Origin of the sequence: Pseudomonas sp. S150 (genome assembly GCF_004526365.1) — a bacterium.
In the GTDB taxonomy this organism is placed as follows: Bacteria; Pseudomonadota; Gammaproteobacteria; order Pseudomonadales; family Pseudomonadaceae; genus Aquipseudomonas; species Aquipseudomonas putida_A.
Genome location: NZ_CP038207.1, coordinates 170,950 through 194,912 on the forward strand (window position 1 = coordinate 170,950; position 23,963 = coordinate 194,912).

Annotated in this window: 24 protein-coding genes and 1 other RNA gene; 12 read left to right on the forward strand and 13 right to left on the reverse strand. The window is 61.6% G+C overall.

The genetic code is table 11. The features are described from left to right. The first annotated feature begins 142 nt into the window (after positions 1 to 142). Positions 143 to 1,285, forward strand: a complete 1,143-nt coding sequence (locus E3Z29_RS00845) for a DegT/DnrJ/EryC1/StrS aminotransferase family protein (RefSeq protein WP_103519705.1) — start codon at positions 143 to 145, stop codon at positions 1,283 to 1,285. Between the two features lie 56 nt (positions 1,286 to 1,341). On the opposite strand, the gene gcvH is transcribed toward E3Z29_RS00845, so the two are convergent. The 8 genes from gcvH to E3Z29_RS00885 all read right to left on the reverse strand — a co-directional run bounded on the left by gcvH (position 1,342) and on the right by E3Z29_RS00885 (position 10,540). Further along, a complete protein-coding gene (gene gcvH / locus E3Z29_RS00850) occupies positions 1,342 to 1,725 on the reverse strand; it encodes a glycine cleavage system protein GcvH (protein WP_098966169.1) in 384 nt (127 codons plus the stop codon). A gap of 49 nt (positions 1,726 to 1,774) precedes the next feature. Then, positions 1,775 to 2,857, reverse strand: a complete 1,083-nt coding sequence (gcvT, locus tag E3Z29_RS00855) for a glycine cleavage system aminomethyltransferase GcvT (protein ID WP_027610497.1) — start codon at positions 2,855 to 2,857, stop codon at positions 1,775 to 1,777. A gap of 156 nt (positions 2,858 to 3,013) precedes the next feature. Then, positions 3,014 to 4,630, reverse strand: a complete 1,617-nt coding sequence (locus E3Z29_RS00860; RefSeq protein ID WP_134784918.1) for an iron ABC transporter permease — start codon at positions 4,628 to 4,630, stop codon at positions 3,014 to 3,016. 245 nt (positions 4,631 to 4,875) lie between these two features. Further along, positions 4,876 to 5,880: an extracellular solute-binding protein gene (locus E3Z29_RS00865; RefSeq protein WP_134784919.1), complete on the reverse strand. Its 1,005-nt coding sequence runs from the start codon at positions 5,878 to 5,880 to the stop codon at positions 4,876 to 4,878. Positions 5,881 to 6,100: 220 nt separating this feature from the next. Continuing rightward, positions 6,101 to 7,318 carry a 2-octaprenyl-3-methyl-6-methoxy-1,4-benzoquinol hydroxylase gene (locus E3Z29_RS00870; RefSeq protein ID WP_177416204.1) on the reverse strand — a complete coding sequence of 406 codons (1,218 nt, stop codon included), beginning with the start codon at positions 7,316 to 7,318 and terminating at the stop codon, positions 6,101 to 6,103. A gap of 115 nt (positions 7,319 to 7,433) precedes the next feature. Next, on the reverse strand, positions 7,434 to 8,621 hold the full coding sequence (gene ubiH, locus E3Z29_RS00875; protein WP_134784921.1) for a 2-octaprenyl-6-methoxyphenyl hydroxylase: 1,188 nt from the start codon (positions 8,619 to 8,621) through the stop codon (positions 7,434 to 7,436). Beyond that, the gene (gene pepP, locus E3Z29_RS00880) at positions 8,618 to 9,952 is read right to left on the reverse strand and encodes a Xaa-Pro aminopeptidase (protein WP_134784922.1); all 1,335 of its coding nucleotides are present in this window, start codon (positions 9,950 to 9,952) and stop codon (positions 8,618 to 8,620) included. The genes ubiH and pepP overlap by 4 nt, the downstream gene beginning before the upstream one ends. Positions 9,953 to 9,979: 27 nt before the next feature. Then, the gene (locus E3Z29_RS00885) at positions 9,980 to 10,540 is read right to left on the reverse strand and encodes a YecA family protein (protein ID WP_098966178.1); all 561 of its coding nucleotides are present in this window, start codon (positions 10,538 to 10,540) and stop codon (positions 9,980 to 9,982) included. A gap of 134 nt (positions 10,541 to 10,674) precedes the next feature. Between E3Z29_RS00885 and E3Z29_RS00890 the strand changes: the two genes are divergently transcribed. From E3Z29_RS00890 to E3Z29_RS00905, 4 genes are all read left to right on the forward strand, one after another. After that, entirely contained in the window at positions 10,675 to 10,884 is a 210-nt protein-coding gene (locus tag E3Z29_RS00890; protein ID WP_103483758.1) for a TIGR02449 family protein, read from the forward strand. Further along, positions 10,881 to 11,198 carry a cell division protein ZapA gene (locus E3Z29_RS00895; protein ID WP_007967943.1) on the forward strand — a complete coding sequence of 106 codons (318 nt, stop codon included), beginning with the start codon at positions 10,881 to 10,883 and terminating at the stop codon, positions 11,196 to 11,198. Before E3Z29_RS00890 ends, E3Z29_RS00895 begins: the two co-directional genes overlap by 4 nt. A gap of 30 nt (positions 11,199 to 11,228) precedes the next feature. Continuing rightward, positions 11,229 to 11,407, forward strand: a non-coding RNA gene (gene ssrS, locus E3Z29_RS00900) — 6S RNA. 80 nt (positions 11,408 to 11,487) lie between these two features. Next, complete coding sequence (locus E3Z29_RS00905; RefSeq protein WP_096796133.1) at positions 11,488 to 12,093, forward strand: 5-formyltetrahydrofolate cyclo-ligase; 606 nt, start codon at positions 11,488 to 11,490, stop codon at positions 12,091 to 12,093. Between the two features lie 35 nt (positions 12,094 to 12,128). Here E3Z29_RS00905 and E3Z29_RS29340 read toward each other — a convergent pair whose 3' ends face one another. Continuing rightward, on the reverse strand, positions 12,129 to 12,284 hold the full coding sequence (locus E3Z29_RS29340) for a hypothetical protein (protein ID WP_003229308.1): 156 nt from the start codon (positions 12,282 to 12,284) through the stop codon (positions 12,129 to 12,131). A gap of 197 nt (positions 12,285 to 12,481) precedes the next feature. Here E3Z29_RS29340 and E3Z29_RS00910 point away from each other — a divergent pair, with 197 nt between their 5' ends. From E3Z29_RS00910 to E3Z29_RS00925, 4 genes are all read left to right on the forward strand, one after another. Next, positions 12,482 to 12,931, forward strand: coding sequence for an EVE domain-containing protein (locus tag E3Z29_RS00910; protein ID WP_134784923.1), 450 nt, complete (start codon positions 12,482 to 12,484; stop codon positions 12,929 to 12,931). A 121-nt stretch (positions 12,932 to 13,052) separates the two neighbouring features. Next, positions 13,053 to 14,018 carry an HlyD family secretion protein gene (locus tag E3Z29_RS00915; protein WP_098966184.1) on the forward strand — a complete coding sequence of 322 codons (966 nt, stop codon included), beginning with the start codon at positions 13,053 to 13,055 and terminating at the stop codon, positions 14,016 to 14,018. Next, the gene (gene rbbA / locus E3Z29_RS00920; RefSeq protein ID WP_134784924.1) at positions 14,015 to 16,741 is read left to right on the forward strand and encodes a ribosome-associated ATPase/putative transporter RbbA; all 2,727 of its coding nucleotides are present in this window, start codon (positions 14,015 to 14,017) and stop codon (positions 16,739 to 16,741) included. The genes E3Z29_RS00915 and rbbA overlap by 4 nt, the downstream gene beginning before the upstream one ends. Next, entirely contained in the window at positions 16,741 to 17,859 is a 1,119-nt protein-coding gene (locus E3Z29_RS00925; RefSeq protein WP_134784925.1) for an ABC transporter permease, read from the forward strand. The genes rbbA and E3Z29_RS00925 overlap by 1 nt, the downstream gene beginning before the upstream one ends. A gap of 16 nt (positions 17,860 to 17,875) precedes the next feature. Here E3Z29_RS00925 and E3Z29_RS00930 read toward each other — a convergent pair whose 3' ends face one another. Then, positions 17,876 to 18,283, reverse strand: coding sequence for a flagellar basal body-associated protein FliL (locus E3Z29_RS00930; RefSeq protein WP_027610485.1), 408 nt, complete (start codon positions 18,281 to 18,283; stop codon positions 17,876 to 17,878). 150 nt (positions 18,284 to 18,433) lie between these two features. Between E3Z29_RS00930 and E3Z29_RS00935 the strand changes: the two genes are divergently transcribed. Next, positions 18,434 to 19,411 carry an NADPH:quinone oxidoreductase family protein gene (locus E3Z29_RS00935; RefSeq protein ID WP_115985873.1) on the forward strand — a complete coding sequence of 326 codons (978 nt, stop codon included), beginning with the start codon at positions 18,434 to 18,436 and terminating at the stop codon, positions 19,409 to 19,411. Positions 19,412 to 19,482: 71 nt separating this feature from the next. On the opposite strand, the gene E3Z29_RS00940 is transcribed toward E3Z29_RS00935, so the two are convergent. Both E3Z29_RS00940 and E3Z29_RS00945 read right to left on the reverse strand, forming a co-directional pair. Next, complete coding sequence (locus E3Z29_RS00940) at positions 19,483 to 20,097, reverse strand: energy transducer TonB (RefSeq protein ID WP_098966189.1); 615 nt, start codon at positions 20,095 to 20,097, stop codon at positions 19,483 to 19,485. 177 nt (positions 20,098 to 20,274) lie between these two features. Then, complete coding sequence (locus E3Z29_RS00945) at positions 20,275 to 20,904, reverse strand: flagellar basal body-associated protein FliL (protein ID WP_134784926.1); 630 nt, start codon at positions 20,902 to 20,904, stop codon at positions 20,275 to 20,277. A gap of 226 nt (positions 20,905 to 21,130) precedes the next feature. On the opposite strand from E3Z29_RS00945, the gene glpT reads away from it, so the two are divergent. Continuing rightward, the gene (glpT, locus tag E3Z29_RS00950) at positions 21,131 to 22,480 is read left to right on the forward strand and encodes a glycerol-3-phosphate transporter (RefSeq protein ID WP_027610481.1); all 1,350 of its coding nucleotides are present in this window, start codon (positions 21,131 to 21,133) and stop codon (positions 22,478 to 22,480) included. On the opposite strand, the gene E3Z29_RS00955 is transcribed toward glpT, so the two are convergent. After that, positions 22,456 to 23,124 carry a gamma-glutamylcyclotransferase gene (locus tag E3Z29_RS00955; protein ID WP_134784927.1) on the reverse strand — a complete coding sequence of 223 codons (669 nt, stop codon included), beginning with the start codon at positions 23,122 to 23,124 and terminating at the stop codon, positions 22,456 to 22,458. The two genes, glpT and E3Z29_RS00955, sit on opposite strands and share 25 nt — an antisense overlap. A gap of 354 nt (positions 23,125 to 23,478) precedes the next feature. Between E3Z29_RS00955 and E3Z29_RS00960 the strand changes: the two genes are divergently transcribed. Continuing rightward, positions 23,479 to 23,952 (forward strand): sn-glycerol-3-phosphate transporter, encoded by a 474-nt coding sequence (locus E3Z29_RS00960; protein ID WP_098966194.1) that lies wholly within the window; start codon positions 23,479 to 23,481, stop codon positions 23,950 to 23,952. Positions 23,953 to 23,963: the final 11 nt, after the last annotated feature.

Below are 23,963 nucleotides of genomic sequence, written 5' to 3' on the forward strand. Positions count from 1 at the left end.
TGGCTGGCGCTCGGCGTCAATGCAACACGGTCAAACCAGCATAGCAGCCGATCCCGACGCGCACGGCTTGGCGGCAGAGGGGGTTCCGGGGCATGCTGTAGCGCCTGCATCAGGCGTCCAACTTTCGGATGATCGAATCCTCATGAGCCAACTGCCGTTCCTGCCGTTTTCCAAACCTGTCATTGATGAAGCCACGATTGCCGCCGTCGGCGATGTGCTGCGCTCCGGCTGGATCACCAGCGGGCCGAAGGTCCAGGCCTTTGAAGCACAACTGTCGGAATACTTCGGCGGGCGCCCGGTGCGCACCTTCAACTCCGGCACCTGCACCATGGAAATCGCCTTGCGCATCGCCGGCATCGGCCCGGGTGACGAAGTGATCACCACGCCGATTTCCTGGGTCGCCACCGCCAACGTGATCCTCGAAGTCGGCGCCACACCAGTGTTTGCCGACATCGATCCGGTGACCCGCAACATCGATCTGGACCAGTTGGAAGCGGCCATCACCCCGCGCACCAAAGCGGTGATTCCGGTGTACCTCGCCGGCCTGCCGGTGGACATGGAACGCTTGTACGCCATCGCCCGCAAACACAACTTGCGCATTGTCGAAGACGCCGCTCAGGCCCTGGGTTCGAGCTGGAACGGCCAGCGCATCGGCGCCACCGGCGATTTCGTGTCGTTCAGCTTTCAGGCGAACAAGAACGTCACCTGCTCCGAGGGCGGCTGCCTGGTGCTGAACACCCCGGAAGAGGCGCGACTGGCGGAGAAGTACCGCCTGCAGGGCGTGACCCGCAACGGCTTTGATGGTCTGGACGTCGATGTGCTCGGTGGCAAGTTCAACATGACCGACATCGCCGCGACCATCGGCCTCGGCCAGTTCGCCCATATCGAGGCGCTGACCGCCCATCGTCAGGAACTGGCCCGGCACTACTTCAAATGTTTTGGCGATGACTTTGAAGCGACTTATGGCGCCCAACTGCCACCGGCGGACTTCACCCAGAGCAACTGGCACCTGTTCCAACTGGTCCTGCCGGAGCGCAAGGACGGCTTGCCGGCCCGCGCCACGTTCATGGAGCAGATGCAGGCCAAAGGCATCGGCATCGGCTATCACTACCCGCCGATCCACTTGCTGAGCCTGTACCGCGAGCGCGGGTTCAAGGAAGGCATGTTGCCAGTTGCCGAGCGCGTTGGGCGCTTGATCGTGTCATTGCCGATGTTCACCACCATGACCAAGGACGACGTCGAGCGTTCGGTGGCGGCAGTGAAAGCGGTATTGCGCGACGCCTGATCAACGCCTACAAAAAAGCCCCGAGAGATCGGGGCTTTTGCAGTATTACAGTCTGCTTATTCGCCGATGGCAGCCTTGTAGGCAGCAGCGTCCAGCAGCTTGTCCAGCTCGGCCTTGTCGCTTGGCTGGAGCTTGAAGATCCATGCGGCGTACGGATCGTTGTTCAGCTCTTCCGGCGAGTCAGCCAGCGTTTCGTTGACCGCGATCACTTCACCGCCGATCGGGGAGTAGATGTCGGACGCGGCCTTCACCGACTCGACAACACCGGCAGCCTCACCGGCAGCAAACACCTTGCCGACTTCGGCCAGTTCAACGAACACCACATCGCCCAGCGCTTCCTGCGCGTGATCGCTGATGCCCACGGTAACGGTGCCGTCGGCTTCCAGGCGTGCCCATTCATGACTTTCGGCAAAACGCAGTTCGGCGGGGATATTGCTCATGCTCGGTGTCCTCAAGAAAATTGTCAGCGGTCAGGCCCGCCGGAAAAGGTCAGATCAAGGTTTTACCATGGCGCACGAAGGTCGGTTTGACCACTCGTACCGGATACCACTTGCCACGGATTTCCACTTCGGCGCGGTCGGCGGTAGCCATCGGTACACGCGCCAGGGCAATCGATTTGCTTAGCGTAGGAGAGAAACTACCACTGGTGATCTCTCCTTCGCCAACATCGGCGATACGAACCACTTGATGGGCGCGCAAAACACCGCGCTCCTCAAGCACCAGACCCACCAGTTTGTGCGCAACGCCGGCGGCTTTTTCCGCTTCCAGCGCCGAGCGACCGATGAACTGCCGCGAAGCCGGTTCCCAAGCGATGCTCCAGGCCATATTGGACGCCAGCGGCGAGACATCCTGATGAATGTCCTGGCCGTAGAGGTTCATCCCGGCTTCGACCCGCAACGTGTCGCGGGCGCCGAGGCCGATTGGCGAAATACCGGCACCGACCAGATCGTTGAAAAATCCCGGCGCCTGCTCGGCCGGCAAAGCGATTTCCAGGCCGTCTTCACCGGTATAACCGGTGCGGGCGATGAACCAGTCGCCATCGACTTCGGCTTCGAACGGTTTGAGGTGCTGGATCAGTGCGGCGCGGGACTGGGTCACCAGTTCGGCAATCTTCTGCCGGGCCTGCGGGCCTTGAATGGCGAGCATCGCCAGATCCTGACGCTCGTGCAGATGCACGTCGTAACCGGCGACCTGCGCCTGCATCCACGCCAGATCCTGGTCGCGAGTGGAGGCGTTGAACACCAGACGATAACGGTCTTCGAGGCGATAGACGATCATGTCGTCGACGATGCCGCCACGTTCGTTGAGCATCGTGCTGTAGAGCGCGCGGCCGGGGCGATGCAGGCGTTCGACGTCATTGGCCAGCAAATGCTGCAGCCAGGCCTTGGCCTGGGGGCCGTCAATGTCGATAACGGTCATATGGGAAACATCGAACACCCCGCAATCGCGGCGCACCTCGTGGTGTTCCTCGACCTGCGAGCCGTAATGCAGTGGCATGTCCCAACCGCCAAAATCGACCATCTTCGCGCCGAGGGCGAGATGCAGGTCATACAGAGGCGTACGCTGTCCCATGGGTTTCTCCTTCCGGGCGTGGCGAAGGTGCGGACAGCCGCTGTACGGGGTGAAAGCCTCGAAATAGAAGGCTTTCAGCCGATTTCAGCGAACGGGTCTGTCAGACGAACCGCACCGAATGCCGCGCATTGTAGCCGCATGATTCAGGACTGACGACTAAGTGTTTCGGTGCGCCGAGCGGCGGATCAGGCCGATGACCGGTAACAGGCCGACCAACACCAGGGTCAGCGCCGGCAGCGATGCCCGCGCCCACTCCCCTTCACTGGTCATTTCGAAGATCCGCACCGCCAGCGTGTCCCAGCCAAACGGGCGCATCAGCAGGGTCGCGGGCATTTCCTTGAGCACATCGACGAACACCAGCAACGCCGCGCTCAGTGTGCCGGGCAGCAACAGCGGCAGATACACTTTGAAAAACAGTCGCGGCCCACTGACACCCAGACTACGTGCCGCTTCGGGCAATGAAGGCCGTATACGCGCCAGACTGTTTTCCAGTGGTCCGTAGGCCACCGCGATAAAGCGCACCAGATAGGCCATCAGCAACGCCGCCAGACTGCCCAGCAGCAATGGCTTGCCGGCGCCGCCGAGCCAGCCCGACAGCGGAATCACCAGTTCGCGGTCGAGATAACTGAACGCCAGCATGATCGACACCGCCAGCACCGAACCCGGCAGCGCATAACCAAGATTGGCCAGACTGACCCCGGAACGGATTGCCCGGGTCGGCGCCAGACGTCGGGCAAACGCCAGCAACAGCGCGACGCTGACGGTGATCAACGCCGCCATGCCGCCCAGATACAGGGTGTGCAGGATCAGCCCGGCATAACGCTCATCGAGATCGAAGCGCCCGCGCTGCCAGAACCATACGAGCAGTTGCAGCAACGGAATCACGAACGCGCAGGCAAACACCAACGTGCACCAGCCGGTCGCCGCGAACGCCTTTAGCCCGCGCAGCTGATACAACGCCTTGACCCTGGGGCGCTCGTTGCTCGCCCGGTTGGCGCCACGGGCGCGCCGCTCTCCGTACAGCACCAGCATCACCACCAGCAGCAACAGGCTCGCCAGTTGTGCGGCGCTCGGCAGGCTGAAGAAGCCGTACCAGGTCTTGTAGATGGCGGTGGTGAAGGTGTCGAAGTTGAACACCGACACCGCGCCGAAATCCGCCAGCGTCTCCATCAGCGCCAGCGCCACACCGGCGCCAATCGCCGGACGCGCCATCGGCAACGCCACCCGCCAGAACGCCTGCCATGGCGATTGCCCGAGTACCCGCGCCGCCTCCATCAAGCCTTTGCCCTGCGCGAGAAACGCGGTGCGCGCCAGCAGGTAGACGTAGGGATAAAACACCAGCACCAGTACCACAATCACCCCGCCGGTAGAGCGCACGCGCGGCAGGCGCAAGCCGCTGCCGAACCACTCACGCAGCAGGGTCTGCACCGGGCCGGCGAAGTCCAGCAGGCCGACGAAGACGAACGCCAGCACGTAGGCCGGGATGGCGAACGGCAGCATCAGCGCCCAGTCGAGCCAGCGCCGTCCGGGGAATTCGCAGAGGCTGGTGAGCCACGCCAGACTGACACCGAGCAGCGTCACACCGACGCCAACGCCGAGCACCAGCGTCAGGGTGTTGCCGAGCAGGCGCGGCATCTGGGTTTCCCAGAGGTGCGACCAGATCTGCTGATCGATGGTCTGCCACGACAGCAGCAGGACACTCAGGGGCAACAGCACCAGCGCGGCAATGGCGAGGACGATGGGGTACCAGCGGCGTTGGGCGGGGTGGGCCACTTTTGGGACTCTGAGGGGTGGTTGGTGGTTCTGATTCAGGTGTTTCAGCTCGAGATTGCTGCCCTCACCTAACCCTCTCCCGGAGGGAGAGGGGACTGAACGTGGTGATCTTTCGATTTACGCCGACCTGATACATCGAGCCGAGCTCCGGTCTTGAAAGCCATGGAGATCGGCTCCCTCTCCCCCCCGGGAGAGGGCTGGGGTGAGGGCAGCGATCTTGAGCGAACACAGCGACCGGCAAATACTCAGTTCCAGCCCGCCCGATCCATCATCCGGATCGCTTCCGCCTGACGCTTGCCCGCCACTTCCACCGGCAAGGTGTCAGCGACGAACTTGCCCCACGCCGCCACTTCTTCCGAAGGTTTCACTGCCGGGTTGGCCGGGAACTCCTGGTTGACGTCGGCGAAGATCTTCTGCGCTTCAGGTGTGGTCATCCATTCGACCAGCGCCTTGGCTGCTTCCGGGTGCGGTGCATGTTGGGTCAGGCCGATACCGGACAGGTTTACATGCACGCCGCGATCGGCCTGATTCGGCCAGAACAGTTTCACCGGCAGGTCGGGCTTCTGCTTGTGCAAACGACCGTAGTAGTAGGTGTTGACGATGCCGACATCGCACTGCCCGGCGTTGATCGCTTCCAGCACCGCAACGTCGTCGGAGAACACATCGGTGGACAGGTTGTTGACCCAGCCCTTGAGGATCTTCTCGGTCTTCTCGGCGCCGTGCACTTCGATCATGGTCGCGGTCAGCGACTGGTTGTAGACCTTCTTCGCCGTGCGCAGGCACAGACGCCCTTCCCAATTCTTGTCGGCCAGCGCTTCGTAGGTGGTCAACTCGCCCGGCTTAACGCGCTCGGTGGAGTAAGCGATGGTTCGCGCGCGCAGGCTCAGGCCAGTCCAGGCATGGGTGGACGAGCGGTATTGCGCGGGAATGTTGGCGTCGATGGTCTTCGAGGTAAACGGCTGCAGGATGCCCATCTGCTCGGCCTGCCAGAGGTTACCCGCATCGACGGTGAGCAGCAGGTCGGCGGTGGCGTTTTCGCCTTCGGCCTTGATCCGCTGCATCAGCGGCGCTTCCTTGTCGGTGATGAACTTGATCTTCACCCCGGCTTTCGCGGTGTAGGCGTCGAACACCGGTTCGATCAGCTCATCGATACGCGAGGAGTAGACCACCACCTCGTCGGCGGCCTGGGCGGTGGTGCTGCCGATCAGGGTCAGGGCCAGTGCGGTCAGGAGACGCTTGGGTGCCAACATGGGAGTGATCTCTCGGTCGGAAAATGTGGGCCAAATGATAAGGACTCACATTTACCAGCTCAATCGAACACTTGGGCAAGGAGTTACCAGATGTTGCACAAGCTGAAATTCATGGCGTCGGTTCTGGCCCCTTCGCGAGCAAGCCCGCTCCCACCCTTGAAATGCATTCCAATGTGGGAGCGGGCTTGCTCGCGAAGGGGCCATCAGCCTCAAACAGATCTCAGGGTTTGGCCAGTACCGGCAGATCCCCGGTCAACCCCAGCGCCTCACGCACAAACAACGCCTTGGCCTCCGGCATCTGCTCCACCAGTTTCAATCCGGCGTTGCGCAACCAGCGCACCGGCAACGGGTCAGCCTGGAACAGACGCTCGAAGCCTTCCATCGCCGCCATCAATGCCAGGTTGTGCGGCATGCGCCGACGCTCGTAACGACTCAGCACTTTCACGTCCGCCAGCCGTTCGCCGCGTTCCGCCGCCTGCAACAACACTTCAGCCAGCACCGCCGCATCGAGGAAACCCAGGTTCACACCCTGCCCGGCCAACGGGTGAATGGTGTGCGCGGCGTCGCCGATCAGTGCCAGGCCTTCGGCCACGTAGCGTTTGGCGTGGCGTTGACGCAAAGGCACGCACAGCCGTGGATCAGCACTGACGACTTCGCCCAGGCAACCTTCAAAGGCTCGCTCCAGCTCACGACAGAATGCCGCTTCATCCAGCGCCATCAAGCGTTCGGCTTCACTTGGCGTAGTCGACCAGACGATCGAGCACCAGTTCTGCTGCCCGTCACGCTCCAGCGGCAGAAACGCCAGCGGCCCGTGATCGGTGAAACGCTGCCACGCGGTCATCCGGTGCGGCTTGCTGCTGCGCACGCTGGTAACGATGGCATGGTGCAGGTAATCCCACTCGCGAGTAGCGACGCCGGTCAGACGGCGTACCGCCGAATTGGCGCCGTCCGCCGCAATCACCAGCGGCGCACGCAACTGCCGACCATCGGCCAGAGTCAGAAGCCAGTCGTCACCGGAGCGGCGCATCTGTTCCAGCCGTGCGTTGGCCAGCATGCCCAGATCGCAATCGTGCAAGCGATCGAGCAAGGCATCCTGCACCACACGGTTTTCGACGATATGACCGAGCACTTCGGCATGCACACTGCTCGCCGAGAAATGAATCTGCCCGGTGCCGCTGCCGTCCCACACGTGCATGTCGGTGTACGGGCTGCTGCGGCGCTTGGCGATGCCGTCCCAGACGCCAAGGCGTTCGAGTATCCGCTGGCTGGCCGCCGACAAGGCGCTCACTCGCGGCTCGAACGGCGCGGCGGCGTCAAACGGTTTGACGCTCAGCGGGCTGCCGTCGAGCAGCAACACTTCCAGGCCGCTGTTCTGCAACGCCAACGCGAGGGCGCTGCCGACCATTCCGGCTCCGACAATCAGCAGATCTGCGCGCATTTCCATGCTTTAAGCCTGTCTCGCTGGCGGCATGCGCCGCCCGTAAAGGGTTTTAGCGAGCGCGCCAGTTGGCGGCGCGCTGCTGAAAGTGAAAGTGAAAGTGCCGACCCGCCGCTCAAGCATCCGGCCGCGTCCCCAGCCCCATGGCCTGACGAGCAAACCAGCGCTTGGCCGGTGGCAACAGATCGAGACCGAGCAGGCCGATGTTGCGGCCCAGCGAGACCAGCGGCTGGGTGCTGCCGAACAGTCGGGTGACCTGATCGGAGAAGCCCACGGTGAGCTCCTGATCCAGACGCTGCCGCTCGCGATAGGCCTGCAAGGTGGCGAAGTCGCCCAGCGGTTTGTCGCTGGCGAGCAGTGCGGCAGCCAGTGCATCAGCATCCCGCAGGGACAGGTTGAAACCTTGTCCGGCAATCGGGTGCAGGCTGTGCGCGGCATTGCCGAGTACGGCCAAATGCGAGCGCACCTGCTCTTCGGCCTCGACCAGTGACAACGGATACAAATGCCGCGCGCCGACCTGTTTCAAGGTGCCGAGGCGGTAGCCGAACACGCTTTGCAATTCACTGAGGAAATCGCGCTCGCTGAGGTCTGCCAGGCGTTGCGCATCCATGCCCAGGCGGGTCCAGACCAGTGCGCAACGGTTGTCCGGCAGCGGCAGCAAGGCCATCGGCCCTTCGTCGGTGAAGCGCTCGAAGGCCATGCCGTTGTGTGATTCGCTCGGGGTGATGTTGGCGATCAGCGCGCTCTGGTTGTACGGACGCTTGCGCACGTTGATGCCCAGTTGTTCGCGCAGACCGGAGCGACCACCATCGGCGAGCACCGCCAGATCGCACTCGACGGTGGTTTCATCATTGAGGGTCAGGCGATAGCCGTCAGGCAGCGGCTCCATGCGCGTGACTTCCGCCGGGCAGCGCCAGCTGATCACGTCTTTATCCAGATGCTGCCACAGGCACTGGCCGAGCCAGGCGTTCTCCACCACATAACCGAGCGCCGGCACGCCCTCTTCCATCGCCGACAGACGGGCGGTGGAGAAGCGACCACGGTCGGACACGTGAATCTGTTTGATCGGCTCGGCGCGGCGGGAAATTTCCTGCCATACGCCCAGCCGTTGATAGATCTGCCGGGAACCGAAGGACAGCGCCGACGAACGTGCGTCGTAGCTCGGCTGCCAGCTGTCGCCGGGGGCGAACGGTTCGATCAGGACGATTTTCCAGCCGCGGGCCTTGGCCCCGGCCTGCAAGGCCAACGCCAGACTGGCGCCGACCAGGCCGCCACCGATGATTGCCAGATTGACTCGACTCATGCCGCGTGTGTCCGTGCTTGCGCCATCAGCGCTTCGATTTCGGCAACGGTTTTCGGTACGCCGCTGGTCAATATTTCACAACCGGTCTTGGTCACTACCACGTCATCCTCGATGCGCACGCCAATGCCGCGCCATTTCTTTGCCACGTTCTGGTTGTCCGGGGCGATGTAGATGCCCGGTTCCACGGTCAGCGCCATGCCAACCTCAAGCACCCGCCATTCGCCGCCGACCTTGTACTCGCCAACGTCATGTACATCCATGCCCAGCCAATGGCCGGCACGGTGCATGTAAAACGCTTTATAGGCTTCGGTCGCGATCAACTCATCGACCTCGCCTTGCAGGATTCCGAGCTTGACCAGGCCTGCGGTAATCACCCGTACCGTGGCTTCGTGCGCCTGGTTCCAGTTTTTGTTCGGAGCGATTTCAGCGAATGCGGCTTCCTGCGAGGCCAGCACCAATTCGTAGATCGCTTTCTGCTCGGCGGAAAACTTGCCGTTGACCGGCCAGGTGCGGGTGATGTCGCTGGCGTAGCAGTCGATCTCGCAACCGGCGTCGATCAACACCAGGTCGCCGTCCTTGAGCAGCGCGTCATTCTGCTGGTAATGCAGGATGCAACTGTTGCGCCCGGCGGCGACGATGGAACCGTAGGCCGGCATCCTCGCCCCGCCCTTGCGGAACTCGTAATCGAGCTCGGCTTCGAGGCTGTATTCGTACAGTCCCGGCCGGCTGGCCTGCATCGCGCGGATATGCGCCTGAGCGGAAATCCGTGCGGCTTCGCGCATCACCTTCACTTCTGCCGCCGATTTATACAGGCGCATGTCGTGCAGCAGATGATCCAGGGCAACGAATTCGTTCGGTGGCTGGGCGCCGAGGTGCGCCTTGGAGCGGATCACGTTGATCCAGTCCATCAGATGGCGGTCGAACTCCGGGTTGCTTCCCATCGCCGAATACACCCGGTCGCGGCCTTCGATCAGGCCCGGCAGGATGTCGTCGATGTCGGTAATCGGGAACGCGTCGTCAGCGCCGTAATCACGGATTGCGCCTTCCTGGCCGGCGCGCAGGCCGTCCCATAACTCGCGTTCGGCATTGCGCTCGCGGCAGAACAGCACGTACTCGCCGTGCTCGCGGCCGGGCATCAGGACGATGACCGCCTGTGGCTCGGGGAAACCGCTGAGGTACTGGAAGTCGCTGTCCTGACGGTAGACGTGCTCGACGTCGCGGTTGCGGATCGCCACTGCGGCGGCGGGCAGGATCGCGATGCTGTTGGGTTCCATCTGCGCCATCAGGGCCTTGCGGCGACGGCTGTATTCCGCTTTGGGGATATGGATCATGGGCAGATGGCTTTCCCTGGCACGCGATTAATGCAGCGACGGCTTGGCGGCTGGCGGCACGTCGGCTTTCTTGGTTTCCGAGAACAGCAGCAGCGGCGCGACGCGCAGGTATTCCATGACTTCCATGTAGTCGCTTTCGCCGTCTTCGGATTCTTCCAGAGCGTCTTGCACCTGGGAGATCGCCGCCAGATCCTGCAGCACTTCGGTGGCTTCAGTGCTGAGCATGCTGCTGTCGCGGCAGTTCAGGCCGAAACCGCTGAGGAAGCCCTGGCACCATTGGCCCAGTGCGGCGGCGCGGTCGGCCAGCGGCGCGTCATCGGTCGGCAGCAGCAGAACGACGGTGACGTCGTCACCGGTCAACTCACCCTTGACCATCTCTTGCAGGCCGATCAGGGCGTTGCGGACGTTGTCCTGTGGCTCGTTTTCCAGAAGTTCGGCGGCATCGATCAGCCACTCGTCGGCGTTGAAGCCGGCACCGGCGCAGCTGCGGCCGAGCAGCAGGCCGTGCAGTTCGGCAGGCGAGACGTTGTGGCCGCTGGACGTCAGCAGGGTGGCAAAGGCTTGGTACGGGGAATTCGCAATGGTCATGGGCAGCTAGGCGCCAGACGGCGCTATGTCTAGAATGAAGGCCTTGTATCCTACATCGACAGACTCGCCAAGACTATTAAAGGCTGTCCGCCAGCCAGGCGCCTGCCGCCCATCAGATGAATTCAGTGGACACAATGGAAGACACCGACCTGCAAGCGCTGATGGCCAGACTCGAAAAGCTGATTACCCGAGTCGAGCAACTAAAGAGTCAAAACGCACTCTTACTAGCTCAGGAAAAGACCTGGCGCGAGGAACGCGCTCACCTCATTGAAAAAAACGAAATCGCCCGGCGTAAGGTCGAATCGATGATTTCGCGCCTCAAGGCCCTGGAGCAAGACTCATGAGTTCAAGCAATAGCGTTACCGTGCAGATCCTCGACAAAGAATATTCGATCATCTGCCCCCAGGAAGAACGCAGCAATCTGGTCAGCGCCGCCCGCTACCTGGACGGCAAGATGCGCGAGATCCGCAGCAGCGGCAAAGTCATCGGCGCCGACCGTATTGCGGTGATGGCTGCGCTGAACATCACCCACGACCTCTTGCACAAAGAAGAGCGCCCGGACATCCAGGCCAGCGGCTCGACCCGTGAACAGGTGCGCGACTTGCTCGATCGTGTCGATCTGGTGCTGGCCGACGATCCGGACATCAGCAAGGGCTGATTCGCCAGGCCGCTTGAGGTATACTCGCCGCACTCCCTGGGGTGCTTGCCAGTTGACGATGTCCCTGAGCCGATTCGCACTACCCTGGAAGTTGCACGTTGGGCTGGTGTGCATGTCCGCCAGACGGAAAGCCTTAAAGTCTACTGCATCTTCCACCTTGAACTTTCGGGTTCAAGGGCTAAGTTGACAGCGGTTCATCCGGGGAGCCTGATTCGAATCCGATGCCGGTTTTTGCCGGCATCGGATTTTTTATGCGTGCGTTTTCGCCCTCACCTGCCGAAGCCGAACCATGACCGAACCTGCGCTGCTGCCCCGCCCGCAACTCCGCCGCCTGCTGCGCAAGGCGCGTCGTTCACTGACTCCCGGTGAACAGCGGCAGGCCGCCAAAGGCCTGTTCCGCCAACTGGCGCAAGACCCGCACTTTCGCCGGGCCAAACACATCTCTCTGTATCTGCCCACCGACGGTGAAATCGACCCGCGCCTGCTGCTGCGTGAAGCCCAGCGTCGCGGCAAAGCCACGTATCTGCCGGTGCTAAGCGCCTGGCCGCGAACCAAAATGGTGTTCCAGCGAATTCGCCCCGGCGACAAGCTCAAGCCCAACCGCTTCCGCATTCTCGAACCACGAGCCAATCTGGCCCATCAGCGCAAGATCTGGACCCTGGATCTGGTGTTGTTGCCACTGGTGGGGTTTGACGATGCTGGCGGACGCCTGGGGATGGGCGGCGGATTCTACGATCGCAGTCTGGCGTACCTGGCCCGGCGCAAGAACTGGCGCAAGCCGACGTTGCTGGGCCTGGCCCATGAATGTCAGAAGGTCGAACGCCTGGCGCAGGCCAGCTGGGATGTACCGTTGCAGGGCACGGTCACCGATAAAGCGTGGTATTTCGCGGGATAGACGCCGCGCAGATCAGCGGCGTCGGGAAGGCAGTTTCAGCGTTTGAAGGCGGTCGACTGTTGGACCTGTTGCGCGACTTCAACCGGAGCATCGGTCTTGCTCGTCCACAGACTTTGCGCGTAACCGGTGGTCACGACACCAAGGCCGAACAAAATAACCAAAGTCCATAGCAAATCCGGTTTGCGTTTCATCGATTGCCCCCCTCAAGGCACATCATCACGATGACAGCAGCGGTTTCCGTTCGTAGGCCGTGCAGCAGCGTCAAGCTTTAAAGGCCGGCATTTTGCGACAACGTGAACCCGGGCGCAAACGCTGACGTCAACCGACCGTCGGTTTGTCATAAAATTGCCCGACAACCTGCCCAATCACCGCTTGAGGAGCAAAAGACATGGCCTATTGGCTGATGAAATCCGAGCCCGACGAACTCTCGATCAAAGATCTGGAGAAACTCGGCAGAGCGCGCTGGGACGGGGTTCGCAACTATCAGGCGCGCAATTTCCTGCGGGCGATGGCGGTCGGCGATGAGTTCTTTTTCTACCACTCCAGTTGCCCGGAGCCGGGTATCGCCGGAATCGGCAAAATAATCGAGGCGGCGTACCCGGATCCCACCGCACTGGAACCCGAGAGCCATTACTTCGACCCGAAGGCCACACCCGAGAAAAACGCCTGGAGTGCGATTGATGTGGCACACGTCGAGACGTTTGCCCGGGTGCTGAAGCTCGATTACCTGAAACAGCAGACTGCGCTGGCCGAAATGCCGCTGGTGCAGAAAGGCAGTCGCCTGTCGGTGATGCCGGTGACGGCCGAACAGTGGGCCGCGGTGCTTGGTTTGCGCTGAGAACTCGCCGGTCACGGTTTTTACCGACAAAAGGGGCTAGGCTTGGCGCTCATTTGACTGACATCAAGCGAATGGAACGCTTGAACAGTCAGACTGGAAGCCACAGCCGCAGGATGCCCCCATGTCGACGCACAGCCGTTCTTCACTTCTATACGCCGGTTCGCTCCTGGTATTACTCGCCGTCGCTGGCGGACTCGGTTACTGGATGTCCATCAGCAGCCGCCTGGTCGAAGGACTGTCGATGGGCAACGGGCGGCTGGAAGCCACCGAAGTGCAGATCGCCAGCAAGACTCCCGGGCGCCTCGCCGAAGTACTGGTCGACGAAGGCGACAAGGTCAGCAAGGGCCAACTGCTGGCGCGTATGGACACCCGCACCCTCGAAGCCCAGCGCAATCAGGCCGAAGCCGAAGTGTTGCGCGCCCGGGAGAATCTCAACGCCGCTCAGGCCAACGTGCAATTGCGCCAGAGTGAACTGCTGCTGGCCCAGCAAGAACTCGGCCGCTCGCAATCACTGTTCAAGCACGGTTACGTCAGCGCGCAGATCATCGATCAGTTGCAGTCACGCATCGGCACTGGCAACGCTGCCGTTGTCGCCGCCCGGGCCCAGGTGTCTGCTGTCAGTGCGGCGATTGGCGCGGCACAGGCTCAAGTCGCACAGTTGACCAGTGAAATTGACGACAGCAGTCTGCGCGCGCCGATTGATGGCGTGATCCAGCTGCGCATGGCCGAACCCGGCGAAGTGCTGGGGGCCGGTGGCCGGGTCTTGCTGCTGATCGATCCCAACGACCAGTACATGAACCTCTATCTGTCAGCCGCGGTGGCCGGGCGCCTGGCGGTGGGCGATGAGGCGCGCGTGCTGCTCGATGCTTTGCCCGATAACCCGCTGCCGGCAAAAATCAGCTTCGTCGCGGCCAAATCGCAGTTCACCCCCAAAGAGGTCGAGACCCGCGACGAGCGGCAAAAACTGGTGTTCCGCGTCAAGCTGCGCCTGGTTCAACCCAGCGCCGTGCCGCAGGCCAAACCCGGCATGCCCGGGGCCGGCTACGTGCGGATCGCGCCCGTCGAATGGCCGGCCAATCTGCAATGAGCGGCCTTGCGGTTCAAGCGAACGGTATCGCGCACCGCTACGGCAAACAGCAAGCGCTGAGCGATATCAGCTTCAGCCTGCCCGCCGGTACCCGCTGCGGGCTGATCGGCCCCGATGGCGCGGGCAAATCCAGCCTGCTGGGGTTGATTGCCGGCGTGAAGACCTTGCAGCAAGGGCAACTGGACGTGCTCGGTGGCGCGATCGAGGATCGCCGGCATCGCGACACACTCTATGCGCGCATCGCCTTCATGCCGCAGGGGCTGGGCGGCAACTTGTACCCGGAGCTGTCGATCCGCGAGAACATCCAGTTCTTCTCGACGCTGTTCGGCCTGTCCAAGGCTGAAAGCGAGCAGCGCATGCACAGCCTGTTGCTCGCCACGGATCTGCTGAAGTTCGCCGAGCGCCCCGCCGGCAAGTTGTCCGGCGGCATGAAGCAGAAACTCGGGCTGTGCTGCGCGCTGATCCATGAACCGGATCTGCTGATCCTCGATGAGCCGACCACCGGCGTCGACCCGCTCTCGCGCCGGCGCTTCTGGGAGTTGGTCGACGATGTGCGACGCCAGCGCCCGCAACTGACGCTGCTGGTCGCCACGGCCTATATGGAAGAAGCCGAACAGTTCGAGCATTGCCTGATGCTCGATGCCGGCAAGTTGATCGCCACCGGCCTGAGCCGCGAGCTGGCGAACGTCACCCCCAGCGGCAAACTCGATGACGCCTTCACCCATTTTCAGGGTGACAGCCAGCATGACGCTCAGCCGCTGGTGATTCCACCGCGCACCGGCAACAGCAGCGACATCGCCATCGAAGCCCACGACCTGACGCTGCGCTTCGGCGATTTCACCGCTGTGGATCACGTCAGTTTTGCCATTGGGCGTGGCGAGATTTTCGGCTTTCTTGGCTCCAACGGTTGCGGCAAGACCACCACCATGAAAGTCCTGACCGGGTTGATGCCGGCCAGCGAAGGCAGTGCGACGCTGCTCGGCAACCCGGTGAACGCCAAGGATCTGGCCACGCGCAAGCGGGTCGGCTTCATGTCGCAGAGTTTTTCGCTGTATGGCGAACTCAGTGTGCGGCAGAACCTCGAACTGCACGCGCGGCTGTTCGACCTGCCCAAAACCGAGAGCGCACAACGCATCGAAGCATTGATCGAGCGCTTCAATCTGCTCGCGGTCGCCGACCAGCCATCCGGAGCATTGCCATTGGGGCTGCGCCAGCGTCTGTCACTGGCGGTGGCGGTGCTGCACCGCCCGGAGGTACTGATTCTCGACGAGCCGACTTCCGGCGTCGATCCGGCAGCCCGTGATGATTTCTGGCGACTGTTGATCGAGTTGTCCCGCGAACAGGGCGTGACGATCTTCCTCTCCACGCATTTCATGAACGAAGCGCAGCGCTGCGACCGCATCTCGCTGATGCACGCCGGCAAGGTCCTCGCCTGCGACACCCCGGCGGCGCTGCAACGCCAGTTTGCCGGCGAGACGCTGGAAGCGGCCTTCGTCACTTGCCTGGAACAGGCTCAGGGCGCTCAGCCATCAGCGCCTGTGGCCGAACCGCAAATGGCGCCGCCGAGCGCAGCGACAACACCGCTGCCCCGTCACGGTTTCAGCCTCGGTCGCCTGTTGGCCGTGGCCAGTCGCGAAGGCAAGGAGCTGTTGCGCGACAAAGTGCGCATGGCGTTCGCCTTGGCCGGGGCGATTTTCATGATGGTGATCTTCGGTTACGGCATCTCGCTGGACGTGGAAAACCTCGCGTTCGCCGTGTACGACCAGGATCAGACACCGCAAAGCCGAGCTTATCTGGAGGCGTTTCGCGGCTCCCGGTACTTCGACGAACAGCCGGCCATTCATGACCCGCAGGAACTGCACCGGCGCCTGCAACGCTCGGAAATCAAACTGGCGCTGGAGATTCCCCCCGGATTCGGCCGCGATCTGTACGCCGGGCGCCAACCCGCTGTGGCGGCGTGGCTGGATGGCGGCATGCCGTTTCGCGCCGAAACCAGCCGCAATTATGTTGAAGCCGTACACTTGGCCAATCTGCAACAACTAGCCGAGCAGAGCAGCCCGGCGCTGGCCCACCCGGCGGCCGCCAGCCTGGAAACCCGCTTTCGTTACAACCAGGACGTGGTTAGCGTCAACGCTATCGGCCCCGGGGTCATGGCGCTGATTCTGGCGTTCATTCCGGCGATGCTCACGGCGCTGGGCATCGTCCGCGAAAAGGAGCTGGGGTCGATCACCAATTTCTACGCCACGCCCCTGACCCGTCTGGAGTTTCTGCTGGGCAAACAGGCGCCGTACCTGCTGGTCAGTCTGGTCAATCTGGCGCTGCTGGTGGCGATGAATCGCTGGCTGTTCGGCGTGCCGTTCAAGGGCAGCCTGCTGACGCTGGCGTTCGGCGGTCTGCTGTACGTGCTGGCGACCACCAGCATGGGCCTGCTGATCTCTGCATTCACCCGCACACAAATCGCCGCGATCCTCGGCACCATGATCATCACCAGCCTGCCGACCATCCAGTTCTCCGGGCTGATCGTGCCGCGCTCGTCGCTGGAAGGTGCGGCAGCAGTGATGGGCATGCTGTTTCCGGCGGGGCACTTCCTCGACATTGCGGTGGGCACGTTTACCAAAGCGCTGGACTTGCGTCAGCTGTGGCCGCAGTGCCTGGCGCTGTTCGGGTTCTTTGTCGGGTTCACCGGGCTGAGCCTGATCATGCTGAAAAAGCAGGAGGCCTGATGCACAAGTTCGCGCACATCCTGCGCCTGGGACTCAAGGAGCTGACCAGCCTGCGCCATGACAGCGTGTTGCTGCTGTTCCTGTTCTACGCTTTCACTGTGGCGATCTACATGCCCGCCGCCGGTTCGGTGATCGGCGTGCACAACGCCAGCGTGGCCATCGTCGACGAAGACCACAGCGCCCTCTCACGCCAATTGGCCCAGGCCCTGCAGCCGCCGGAATTCCAGACGCCGGTGCTGCTGCCTTATGCGCAACTGGATCAGGTCATGGACAGCGGTGAGTACACCTTCGTGATCAATATTCCGGCGGGCTTTCAAACCGACTTGCTGGCGGCGCGGCAACCGGCGATTCAGGTCAACGTCGATGCCACCGCCATGAGCCAGGCGTTCATGGGCGCCGGCTACATCAGCCGGATCTTCCAGCGCGAACTGCTCGACTATGCCGGTCAGGGCGGTGCAGCGGCCAAGGCACCCGTGCAACTGACCACCCGCGCGCTGTTCAACACCAATCTGGAGGGCGGCTGGTTTCTGGCGGTGATTCAGATCGTCAACAACATCACTATTCTGGCGATCATCCTCACCGGCACGGCGCTGCTGCGCGAACGCGAACACGGCACGCTCGACCATTTGCTGGTGCTGCCGCTGACGGCGCTGGAAATCATGCTGGCGAAAATCTGGAGCAACCTGCTGGTGGTGGTGTTGTGCACCTGGCTGTCGCTGGAGGTGGTGGTCAAAGGCCTGTTGAATGTGCCGTTGGCCGGCTCGATGAGCCTGTTTTTGCTGGTGACTGCGGTTTATCTGTTTGCCAGTACCGCGCTGGGCATCTTTCTGGCGACGCTGGCGCGCTCGACGCCGCAGTTCGGTCTGCTGGCGATTCCGGTGATCATCCCGATGTTGCTGCTGTCCGGCGGCAGCACGCCATTGGACAGCATGCCGCAGTGGCTGCAATGGGTCATGCAGGGCTCGCCGTCCACACACTTTGTCAGCCTCAGCGCCGCGATTCTGTTTCGCGACGCCGGGCTGAGCGTGGTCTGGCCGGACTTGCTGGCGCTGACGGTCATCGGCCTGCTGTTCTTTCTCATCGCGCTGGCGCGCTTTCGCAAGAGCCTGGCGTCCTGAACAGCGGCCAGCGTGGTTACTGAATGATCAGGTTGTTGAACAACAGATCTTCAACCACCGGCTTGCCGGTCTCGTCATTCATCACTTGCTGGGTCTGCTTCAGGGCTTCCTGACGCAGCTTTTCCTTGCCTTCGATGCTGCCCATCGCCTCGGTGGTCTGCTGAGTGAACAGCGCCACCAGTTGATTGCGAATCAGCGGCTCGTTGGCCTTGACCAGTTTGGTCGCCTCTTCGCCGGTCACACGCAGCGCCACGTCGGCCTTGTAGACCTTCAGCTTGGGCGTGCCGTCCAGCCCGTAGTTACCCACGAACGGCGGGCTCAGGGTGATGTAGTTGACCTTCGGCGCCTCGCCTTCTTTGGCTTCTTCGGCCAGCGCTGCCACAGGCAGAGACAGGGCCAGCAACAACATGATCCACGCTTTCACAATTCGCTCCTTATCCGGTTTGCGGCCTAGCATAACGACCCGCCGCGCAAGCACAAGCTTATGGCTGACTATCAGGGCCGGGCATGCTCGTTGACCCGTTGACTGACACACCTACACTTATCGGCCATCACTCCCAAAGGAATAGCCCTGATGAAAGCCGTGCTGTGCAAAGCCTTCGGCCCTGCCGAATCGCTGGTGCTGGAAGACGTCGCCAGTCCTGTCGCGAAGAAGAACGAAATCCTGCTGGAGGTGCACGCCGCCGGGGTCAACTTCCCGGACACGCTGATCATCGAGGGCAAGTATCAGTTCAAGCCGCCCTTCCCGTTTTCGCCGGGGGGCGAAGCGGCCGGCGTGGTCAGCGCCGTCGGTGAGAAAGTCAGCCACCTGAAAGTCGGCGACCGGGTCATGGCCCTGACCGGCTGGGGCAGCTTCGCCGAACAGGTCGCGGTGCCGGGTTACAACGTGCTGCCGATCCCGCCGTCGATGGATTTCAACACCGCCGCCGCGTTCAGCATGACCTACGGCACTTCGATGCACGCCCTCAAGCAACGGGCCAACCTGCAACCGGGCGAGACCCTGCTGGTGCTCGGCGCTTCCGGTGGCGTCGGTCTGGCGGCAGTGGAAATCGGTAAAGCCATGGGCGCCCGGGTCATTGCCGCCGCCAGCAGCGCGGAAAAACTCGCCGTGGCCAAGGCCGCCGGCGCCGATGAACTGATCAACTACAGCGAAACCAGCCTCAAGGACGAAATCAAACGCCTCACCGACGGCCAGGGCGCCGACGTGATCTACGACCCGGTCGGCGGCGACCTGTTTGACCAGGCCATCCGCGCCATCGCCTGGAACGGCCGCCTGCTGGTGGTCGGCTTCGCCAGCGGACGCATCCCCGAGCTGCCGGTCAACCTCGCGCTGCTCAAGGGCGCCGCGGTACTCGGCGTGTTCTGGGGCTCCTTCGCCCAGCGTCAGCCGCAGGACAACGCGGCGAACTTCCAGCAGTTGTTCGGCTGGTTCGCCGAGGGCAAGTTGAAGCCGCTGGTGTCGCAGGTGTATCCGCTGAGCAACGCGGCGCAGGCGATCAACGATCTGGGGCAGCGCAAGGCGGTGGGCAAGGTGGTGGTGCAGGTGCGCTGAGTGTTTTCTGGCCGGTGACCTCTCGGAGCCGGCCTGATTCGCGCCAGGCAGCAACACAGCGTCGCTGGCTATCAAAGCAACTCGCGAACCTCTCCCGGCAGAAAACTCATGTAGCTACGCATAGGAGCTTCCCGGCAGCCTCTGACGATCATCGGTACGCGCCGGTTCATCTTGGCGATGATTGCCAGACGTTGTTCATCGGCCAACTGACTCTTGAGAATCACGTTGGAAACGTAAGCACGGGTGTAATTAAACACTTCTGCGTCGACCCAGGCGTGCTCAGGCATGTTCCTGAAACCGTCATTGATGACGCGACACTTTACTGACTTCAGCCACTGGTTGATGTCGATCGGCTGATCCCTCGCCAATCGAAAGAGCATCGGCGCCACGATGGGCTGTTCCGCAGGCCGACCGTCTTCAACCGTCCAGGGCCTGAAGCGCCACTGTGTTATGGCGTCTTTGACCGCCTCAGCCAGATCGGGGTGATCACTTTGCACGATGTCGATTGCGCTGACCGAGCCATCCGCCTTGACGATAAAGCTGACCCTGACCTCGCCTTCGACCCCTGCCCTGGACAACCTCTTCGGGTAAATCGGCTGCGGGTTGTTTTCAGGTATGAGTAACCCTTCTGCCGCCAGTGCAAGACTGAAGATCGTCAATAAAAGCCCTGCAAAAAACCACCGCATGATCGCGCCCCTTCCCTATTGAGATGCCTGTCCGGCAACAACAGAAAGTTTACGGAGCACTGTCTTTTAACTGAATGGCGCAGCTTCGCTATTGAATGCAGGACATTTCCTGATCCCGATGGGAAATCCGACGAAACCGCTGGGCAAATGACGGCAGGTAAATTTTCTGACGGACGTTTAGCCGCCGTTCGGCCCGGCAGAGTCGCCCGACAACAAGTGCTCCTGCACCTTCAGACTGCGCGACGGAATCAGCCGGCCCTTGTCATCGAAGCGCAGGACGATCAGCCAGTCGAAGACATCATCCGGCCATTTTTCCTGGCCCATCAGCGCTGTGGGGTCACCGCCGAAGGCTTTGATCAGTTTATTGATATGGCCGTGGTGCCAGGCGATTAGCACCGTCTGCGCCTGATTGCTCTTGCGCAACAGTTTGACCAGTTGATGCAGATCGCCGTTGACGTAGGGCTGCTCGATCGCAAGGTTCAAGCGCTGGGCCAACGGGGTCAGGGTCAGGCGTGAGCGCGAACTTTCCGGGGTATCGCCGGCAGCGATCAAACGCTGGGGGGTGAACGTCTGGCCGTCGAGTTTCAGCGGATTGAAATAGTCGACGTAGGCGGCGGCGCGTTGCTCGCCTCGGGCATTGAGCACCGATCCTGTATCCGGTTTTTCCGCATGCCGAATGATCAGCACCGTGGCGTTGCCCAGGCCGGAATGAGAAGGATGATCGGTGACGATCAATGCCAGCAACACGACGGCAAGTCCCGCTGCCACCAAAAATCTCGGCACCAACATGCGAACCTTCAGTGACATTGCTTATCTCGGCTGATCAATCGGCTGAACGGGCCACGAGTCTAAGTCACTCCATGTAGATAAGTGGTGAAAACGCCCTGTTCTTACAGCTGAGCGACAGGTTCGTAAAAGAACGTGCGACTTCCAACATTTTCCGCTGTTTTGCCGATGCGAACCGGTGCTATTTTCGGTAACGAAACTGTAACATTCGCATCCGCAGTCAAAACAAGAAATCTGGAGCTCTTGAATGTTTGCTTTCTTTCGTCCTGCCGCACATCAGGCTCCATTGCCTGAAGAAAAAATAGACAGTACTTACCGACGCCTGCGCTGGCAGATCTTCGCCGGTATCTTCTTTGGCTACGCGGGTTACTACCTGCTGCGCAAAAACTTCTCGCTGGCCATGCCGTACCTGATCGACGAAGGCTACAGCCGTGGCGATCTGGGTCTGGCGATGTCGGCCATCGCCATTGCCTACGGTCTGTCGAAGTTCCTGATGGGCCTGGTGTCCGACCGTTCCAACCCGCGCTACTTCCTGCCATTCGGCCTGCTGGTGTCGGCCGGGGTGATGTTCATTTTCGGTTTCGCGCCGTGGGCGACTTCCAGCGTGACCATGATGTTCATCCTGCTGTTCATCAACGGCTGGGCCCAGGGCATGGGCTGGCCGCCGAGCGGACGCACCATGGTGCACTGGTGGTCGCAGAAGGAACGTGGCGGCGTGGTTTCGGTGTGGAACGTGGCGCATAACGTCGGTGGCGGTCTGATCGGCCCGCTGTTCCTGATCGGCATGGGCCTGTTCAATGACTGGCACGCAGCCTTCTACGTTCCGGCAGCGGTGGCGCTGGGCGTGGCGGTGTTTGCCTTCATCACCATGCGTGACACCCCGCAATCTGTCGGCCTGCCGCCGATCGAGAAGTACAAGAACGATTACCCGGAAGGCTACGACGCCAGCCACGAAGACGAATTCAGCGCCAAGGAAATTTTCGTCAAATACGTGCTGCGCAACAAAATGCTCTGGTACATCGCCATGGCCAACGTGTTCGTTTACCTGCTGCGCTACGGCGTACTGGATTGGGCGCCGACCTACCTGAAAGAAGCCAAAGGTTTCACCGTGGATAAAACCTCGTGGGCCTATTTCTTCTACGAGTGGGCGGGCATTCCGGGCACGCTGCTGTGCGGCTGGATGTCGGACAAGATCTTCCGTGGCAATCGTGGCCTGACCGGCATGGTGTTCATGGCGCTGGTGACCGTGGCGACGCTGGTGTACTGGCTGAACCCGGCCGGCAACCCGACGGTGGACATGATCGCGCTGTTCTCGATCGGCTTCCTGATCTATGGCCCGGTGATGCTGATCGGCCTGCAGGCGCTGGAACTGGCACCGAAGAAAGCCGCCGGCACGGCTGCGGGCTTCACCGGTCTGTTCGGTTACCTGGGTGGTTCGGTCGCGGCGAGTGCGGCGATGGGCTACACCGTTGACCACTTCGGCTGGAACGGTGGTTTTGTCCTGCTGGTGGGCGCTTGCCTGCTGTCGATGGCCTTCCTGGCCCCGACCCTGTGGCACAAGCAAGTCGCCAGTCAGAGCCGCGAAGCCGTCGCCTGATTGGCTTTTGACTGACAGCGCTTGAGCCGCGCCTCCAGATTTCGATCCGGCATGGCGTGGCTGCGCAGGGCGTGGGCGGTCTGCTCGACATAATCGCGAGTGGTGCCGTAACGCCCGCAAGCGCTTTCGAACACCTGACTCAGCACGTGATCCGGCAAGTTGCCGGCATAGCTGGGCAGGTGTCGCTCCAAAACAAACCCTAACGCCTGAACCTGACTGCCATCTTCGAGCCGGCAGTTCAGCCAGTGCGGGCGATAGGACGGGAACGGCATCTCGCGTTTCCACAGCGCGTACAGCGCAGCGTCGAGGTTCTCTTCCGGCAGCCGATAGGCGAAGCCGCTGCATGAACCGCCGCGATCCAGACCAAATACCAGCCCGGGCATTTCCGGCGTCCCCCGATGCTCGTGCGACCACAAATACAGGCCGCGGTGGTAGCCATGGACGCGGCCGCGCACCCGCTCCACCGCCGTACATTCCGGGCGCCAGATCAGCGACCCGTAGGCGAACAGCCACACCGGCCCGCCCTTGTGGCGCGCCATGGTCGATTGCATGGAAGCGAGAAGTTGTTCGTGAGTGAGCTGCGGCCCCAGATCGAGCCGCGGAGGATAAGCCAGATTCAGAAAAGCAGATTCTATGGCTGTCATGACGGAAGTGTTCGGCCCCGCAAGTATTACAAGATGTAAGCGCAATTCGTTCGTTAGAACATATAGCAGTAAATCTAAAACGAAAAGTGCTAAAGGATGTATGACCTGCTCGATAGCGCTAAATCGGGTGTATTAGTCAACGCTATGCGGTTTTATATAGCCTAATACCATTGCCGAAATATCTTAAATACCCGAATGAAATATGCATAAGCCTTCGCTTGTTCAGGATTGGTTCAAGAAAGCGCAGGAATCTTCCTACTAAAATGTCGGACTTTCTTTCTTCTCCGTCGCTGAACGCCTACGTATAACGGCCTTCCTCTGGCGCAAGCCATCCCGTTTAACTGAGGCTGCACTATGAAAATCCCAAGACTTCTGGCCGCGTTGCTGATGGCTCAGGCCGGCCATGCATTGGCCGAGGACAATGCGCAAGGCAAAGGCTTCTGGTATGCCCAGACCAGTGTCTACACCCGACATTACTCGCCCGACCCCGAACACAATAATCATCAGGACTTGATCGGCATCGAACGCAATCAGGCTTCCGGCTGGGTATTTGGCGGGGCAACTTTCCGCAACTCGTTCCGCCAGCGCTCGAACTACGCCTATGTCGGCAAGCGCTATGACAGCAGCGAATATCCGCTGTATCTGAAACTCACGGGTGGGCTGTTGCAGGGTTATCACGGTGATTACAAGGACAAGATTCCTTTGAACCGCTACGGCGTTGCGCCGGTGATCATTCCGTCCGTCGGGACTCACTACGGCCCATTGGCCGCCGAGCTGGTATTTCTCGGCGCCAATGCGGCGATGGTGACTAGCGGCGTGCGTTTCTAGAAGCGCGGCTC

What these genes read in the sequence shown, in the direction of transcription:
- rbbA (WP_134784924.1), top strand. Translation starts at nt 14,015, where the DNA reads ATGAGCGGCCTTGCGGTTCAAGCGAACGGTATCGCGCACCGCTACGGC.
- E3Z29_RS00935 (WP_115985873.1), top strand. Translation starts at nt 18,434, where the DNA reads ATGAAAGCCGTGCTGTGCAAAGCCTTCGGCCCTGCCGAATCGCTGGTG.
- gcvT (WP_027610497.1), bottom strand. Translation starts at nt 2,857, where the DNA reads ATGGGACAGCGTACGCCTCTGTATGACCTGCATCTCGCCCTCGGCGCG.
- E3Z29_RS00945 (WP_134784926.1), bottom strand. Translation starts at nt 20,904, where the DNA reads ATGTCACTGAAGGTTCGCATGTTGGTGCCGAGATTTTTGGTGGCAGCG.
- E3Z29_RS00940 (WP_098966189.1), bottom strand. Translation starts at nt 20,097, where the DNA reads ATGCGGTGGTTTTTTGCAGGGCTTTTATTGACGATCTTCAGTCTTGCA.
- E3Z29_RS00915 (WP_098966184.1), top strand. Translation starts at nt 13,053, where the DNA reads ATGTCGACGCACAGCCGTTCTTCACTTCTATACGCCGGTTCGCTCCTG.
- E3Z29_RS00890 (WP_103483758.1), top strand. Translation starts at nt 10,675, where the DNA reads ATGGAAGACACCGACCTGCAAGCGCTGATGGCCAGACTCGAAAAGCTG.
- E3Z29_RS29340 (WP_003229308.1), bottom strand. Translation starts at nt 12,284, where the DNA reads ATGAAACGCAAACCGGATTTGCTATGGACTTTGGTTATTTTGTTCGGC.
- glpT (WP_027610481.1), top strand. Translation starts at nt 21,131, where the DNA reads ATGTTTGCTTTCTTTCGTCCTGCCGCACATCAGGCTCCATTGCCTGAA.
- E3Z29_RS00870 (WP_177416204.1), bottom strand. Translation starts at nt 7,318, where the DNA reads ATGCGCGCAGATCTGCTGATTGTCGGAGCCGGAATGGTCGGCAGCGCC.
- E3Z29_RS00865 (WP_134784919.1), bottom strand. Translation starts at nt 5,880, where the DNA reads ATGTTGGCACCCAAGCGTCTCCTGACCGCACTGGCCCTGACCCTGATC.
- gcvH (WP_098966169.1), bottom strand. Translation starts at nt 1,725, where the DNA reads ATGAGCAATATCCCCGCCGAACTGCGTTTTGCCGAAAGTCATGAATGG.
- ubiH (WP_134784921.1), bottom strand. Translation starts at nt 8,621, where the DNA reads ATGAGTCGAGTCAATCTGGCAATCATCGGTGGCGGCCTGGTCGGCGCC.
- pepP (WP_134784922.1), bottom strand. Translation starts at nt 9,952, where the DNA reads ATGATCCATATCCCCAAAGCGGAATACAGCCGTCGCCGCAAGGCCCTG.
- E3Z29_RS00845 (WP_103519705.1), top strand. Translation starts at nt 143, where the DNA reads ATGAGCCAACTGCCGTTCCTGCCGTTTTCCAAACCTGTCATTGATGAA.
- E3Z29_RS00885 (WP_098966178.1), bottom strand. Translation starts at nt 10,540, where the DNA reads ATGACCATTGCGAATTCCCCGTACCAAGCCTTTGCCACCCTGCTGACG.
- E3Z29_RS00925 (WP_134784925.1), top strand. Translation starts at nt 16,741, where the DNA reads ATGCACAAGTTCGCGCACATCCTGCGCCTGGGACTCAAGGAGCTGACC.
- E3Z29_RS00960 (WP_098966194.1), top strand. Translation starts at nt 23,479, where the DNA reads ATGAAAATCCCAAGACTTCTGGCCGCGTTGCTGATGGCTCAGGCCGGC.
- E3Z29_RS00895 (WP_007967943.1), top strand. Translation starts at nt 10,881, where the DNA reads ATGAGTTCAAGCAATAGCGTTACCGTGCAGATCCTCGACAAAGAATAT.
- E3Z29_RS00905 (WP_096796133.1), top strand. Translation starts at nt 11,488, where the DNA reads ATGACCGAACCTGCGCTGCTGCCCCGCCCGCAACTCCGCCGCCTGCTG.
- E3Z29_RS00910 (WP_134784923.1), top strand. Translation starts at nt 12,482, where the DNA reads ATGGCCTATTGGCTGATGAAATCCGAGCCCGACGAACTCTCGATCAAA.
- E3Z29_RS00955 (WP_134784927.1), bottom strand. Translation starts at nt 23,124, where the DNA reads ATGACAGCCATAGAATCTGCTTTTCTGAATCTGGCTTATCCTCCGCGG.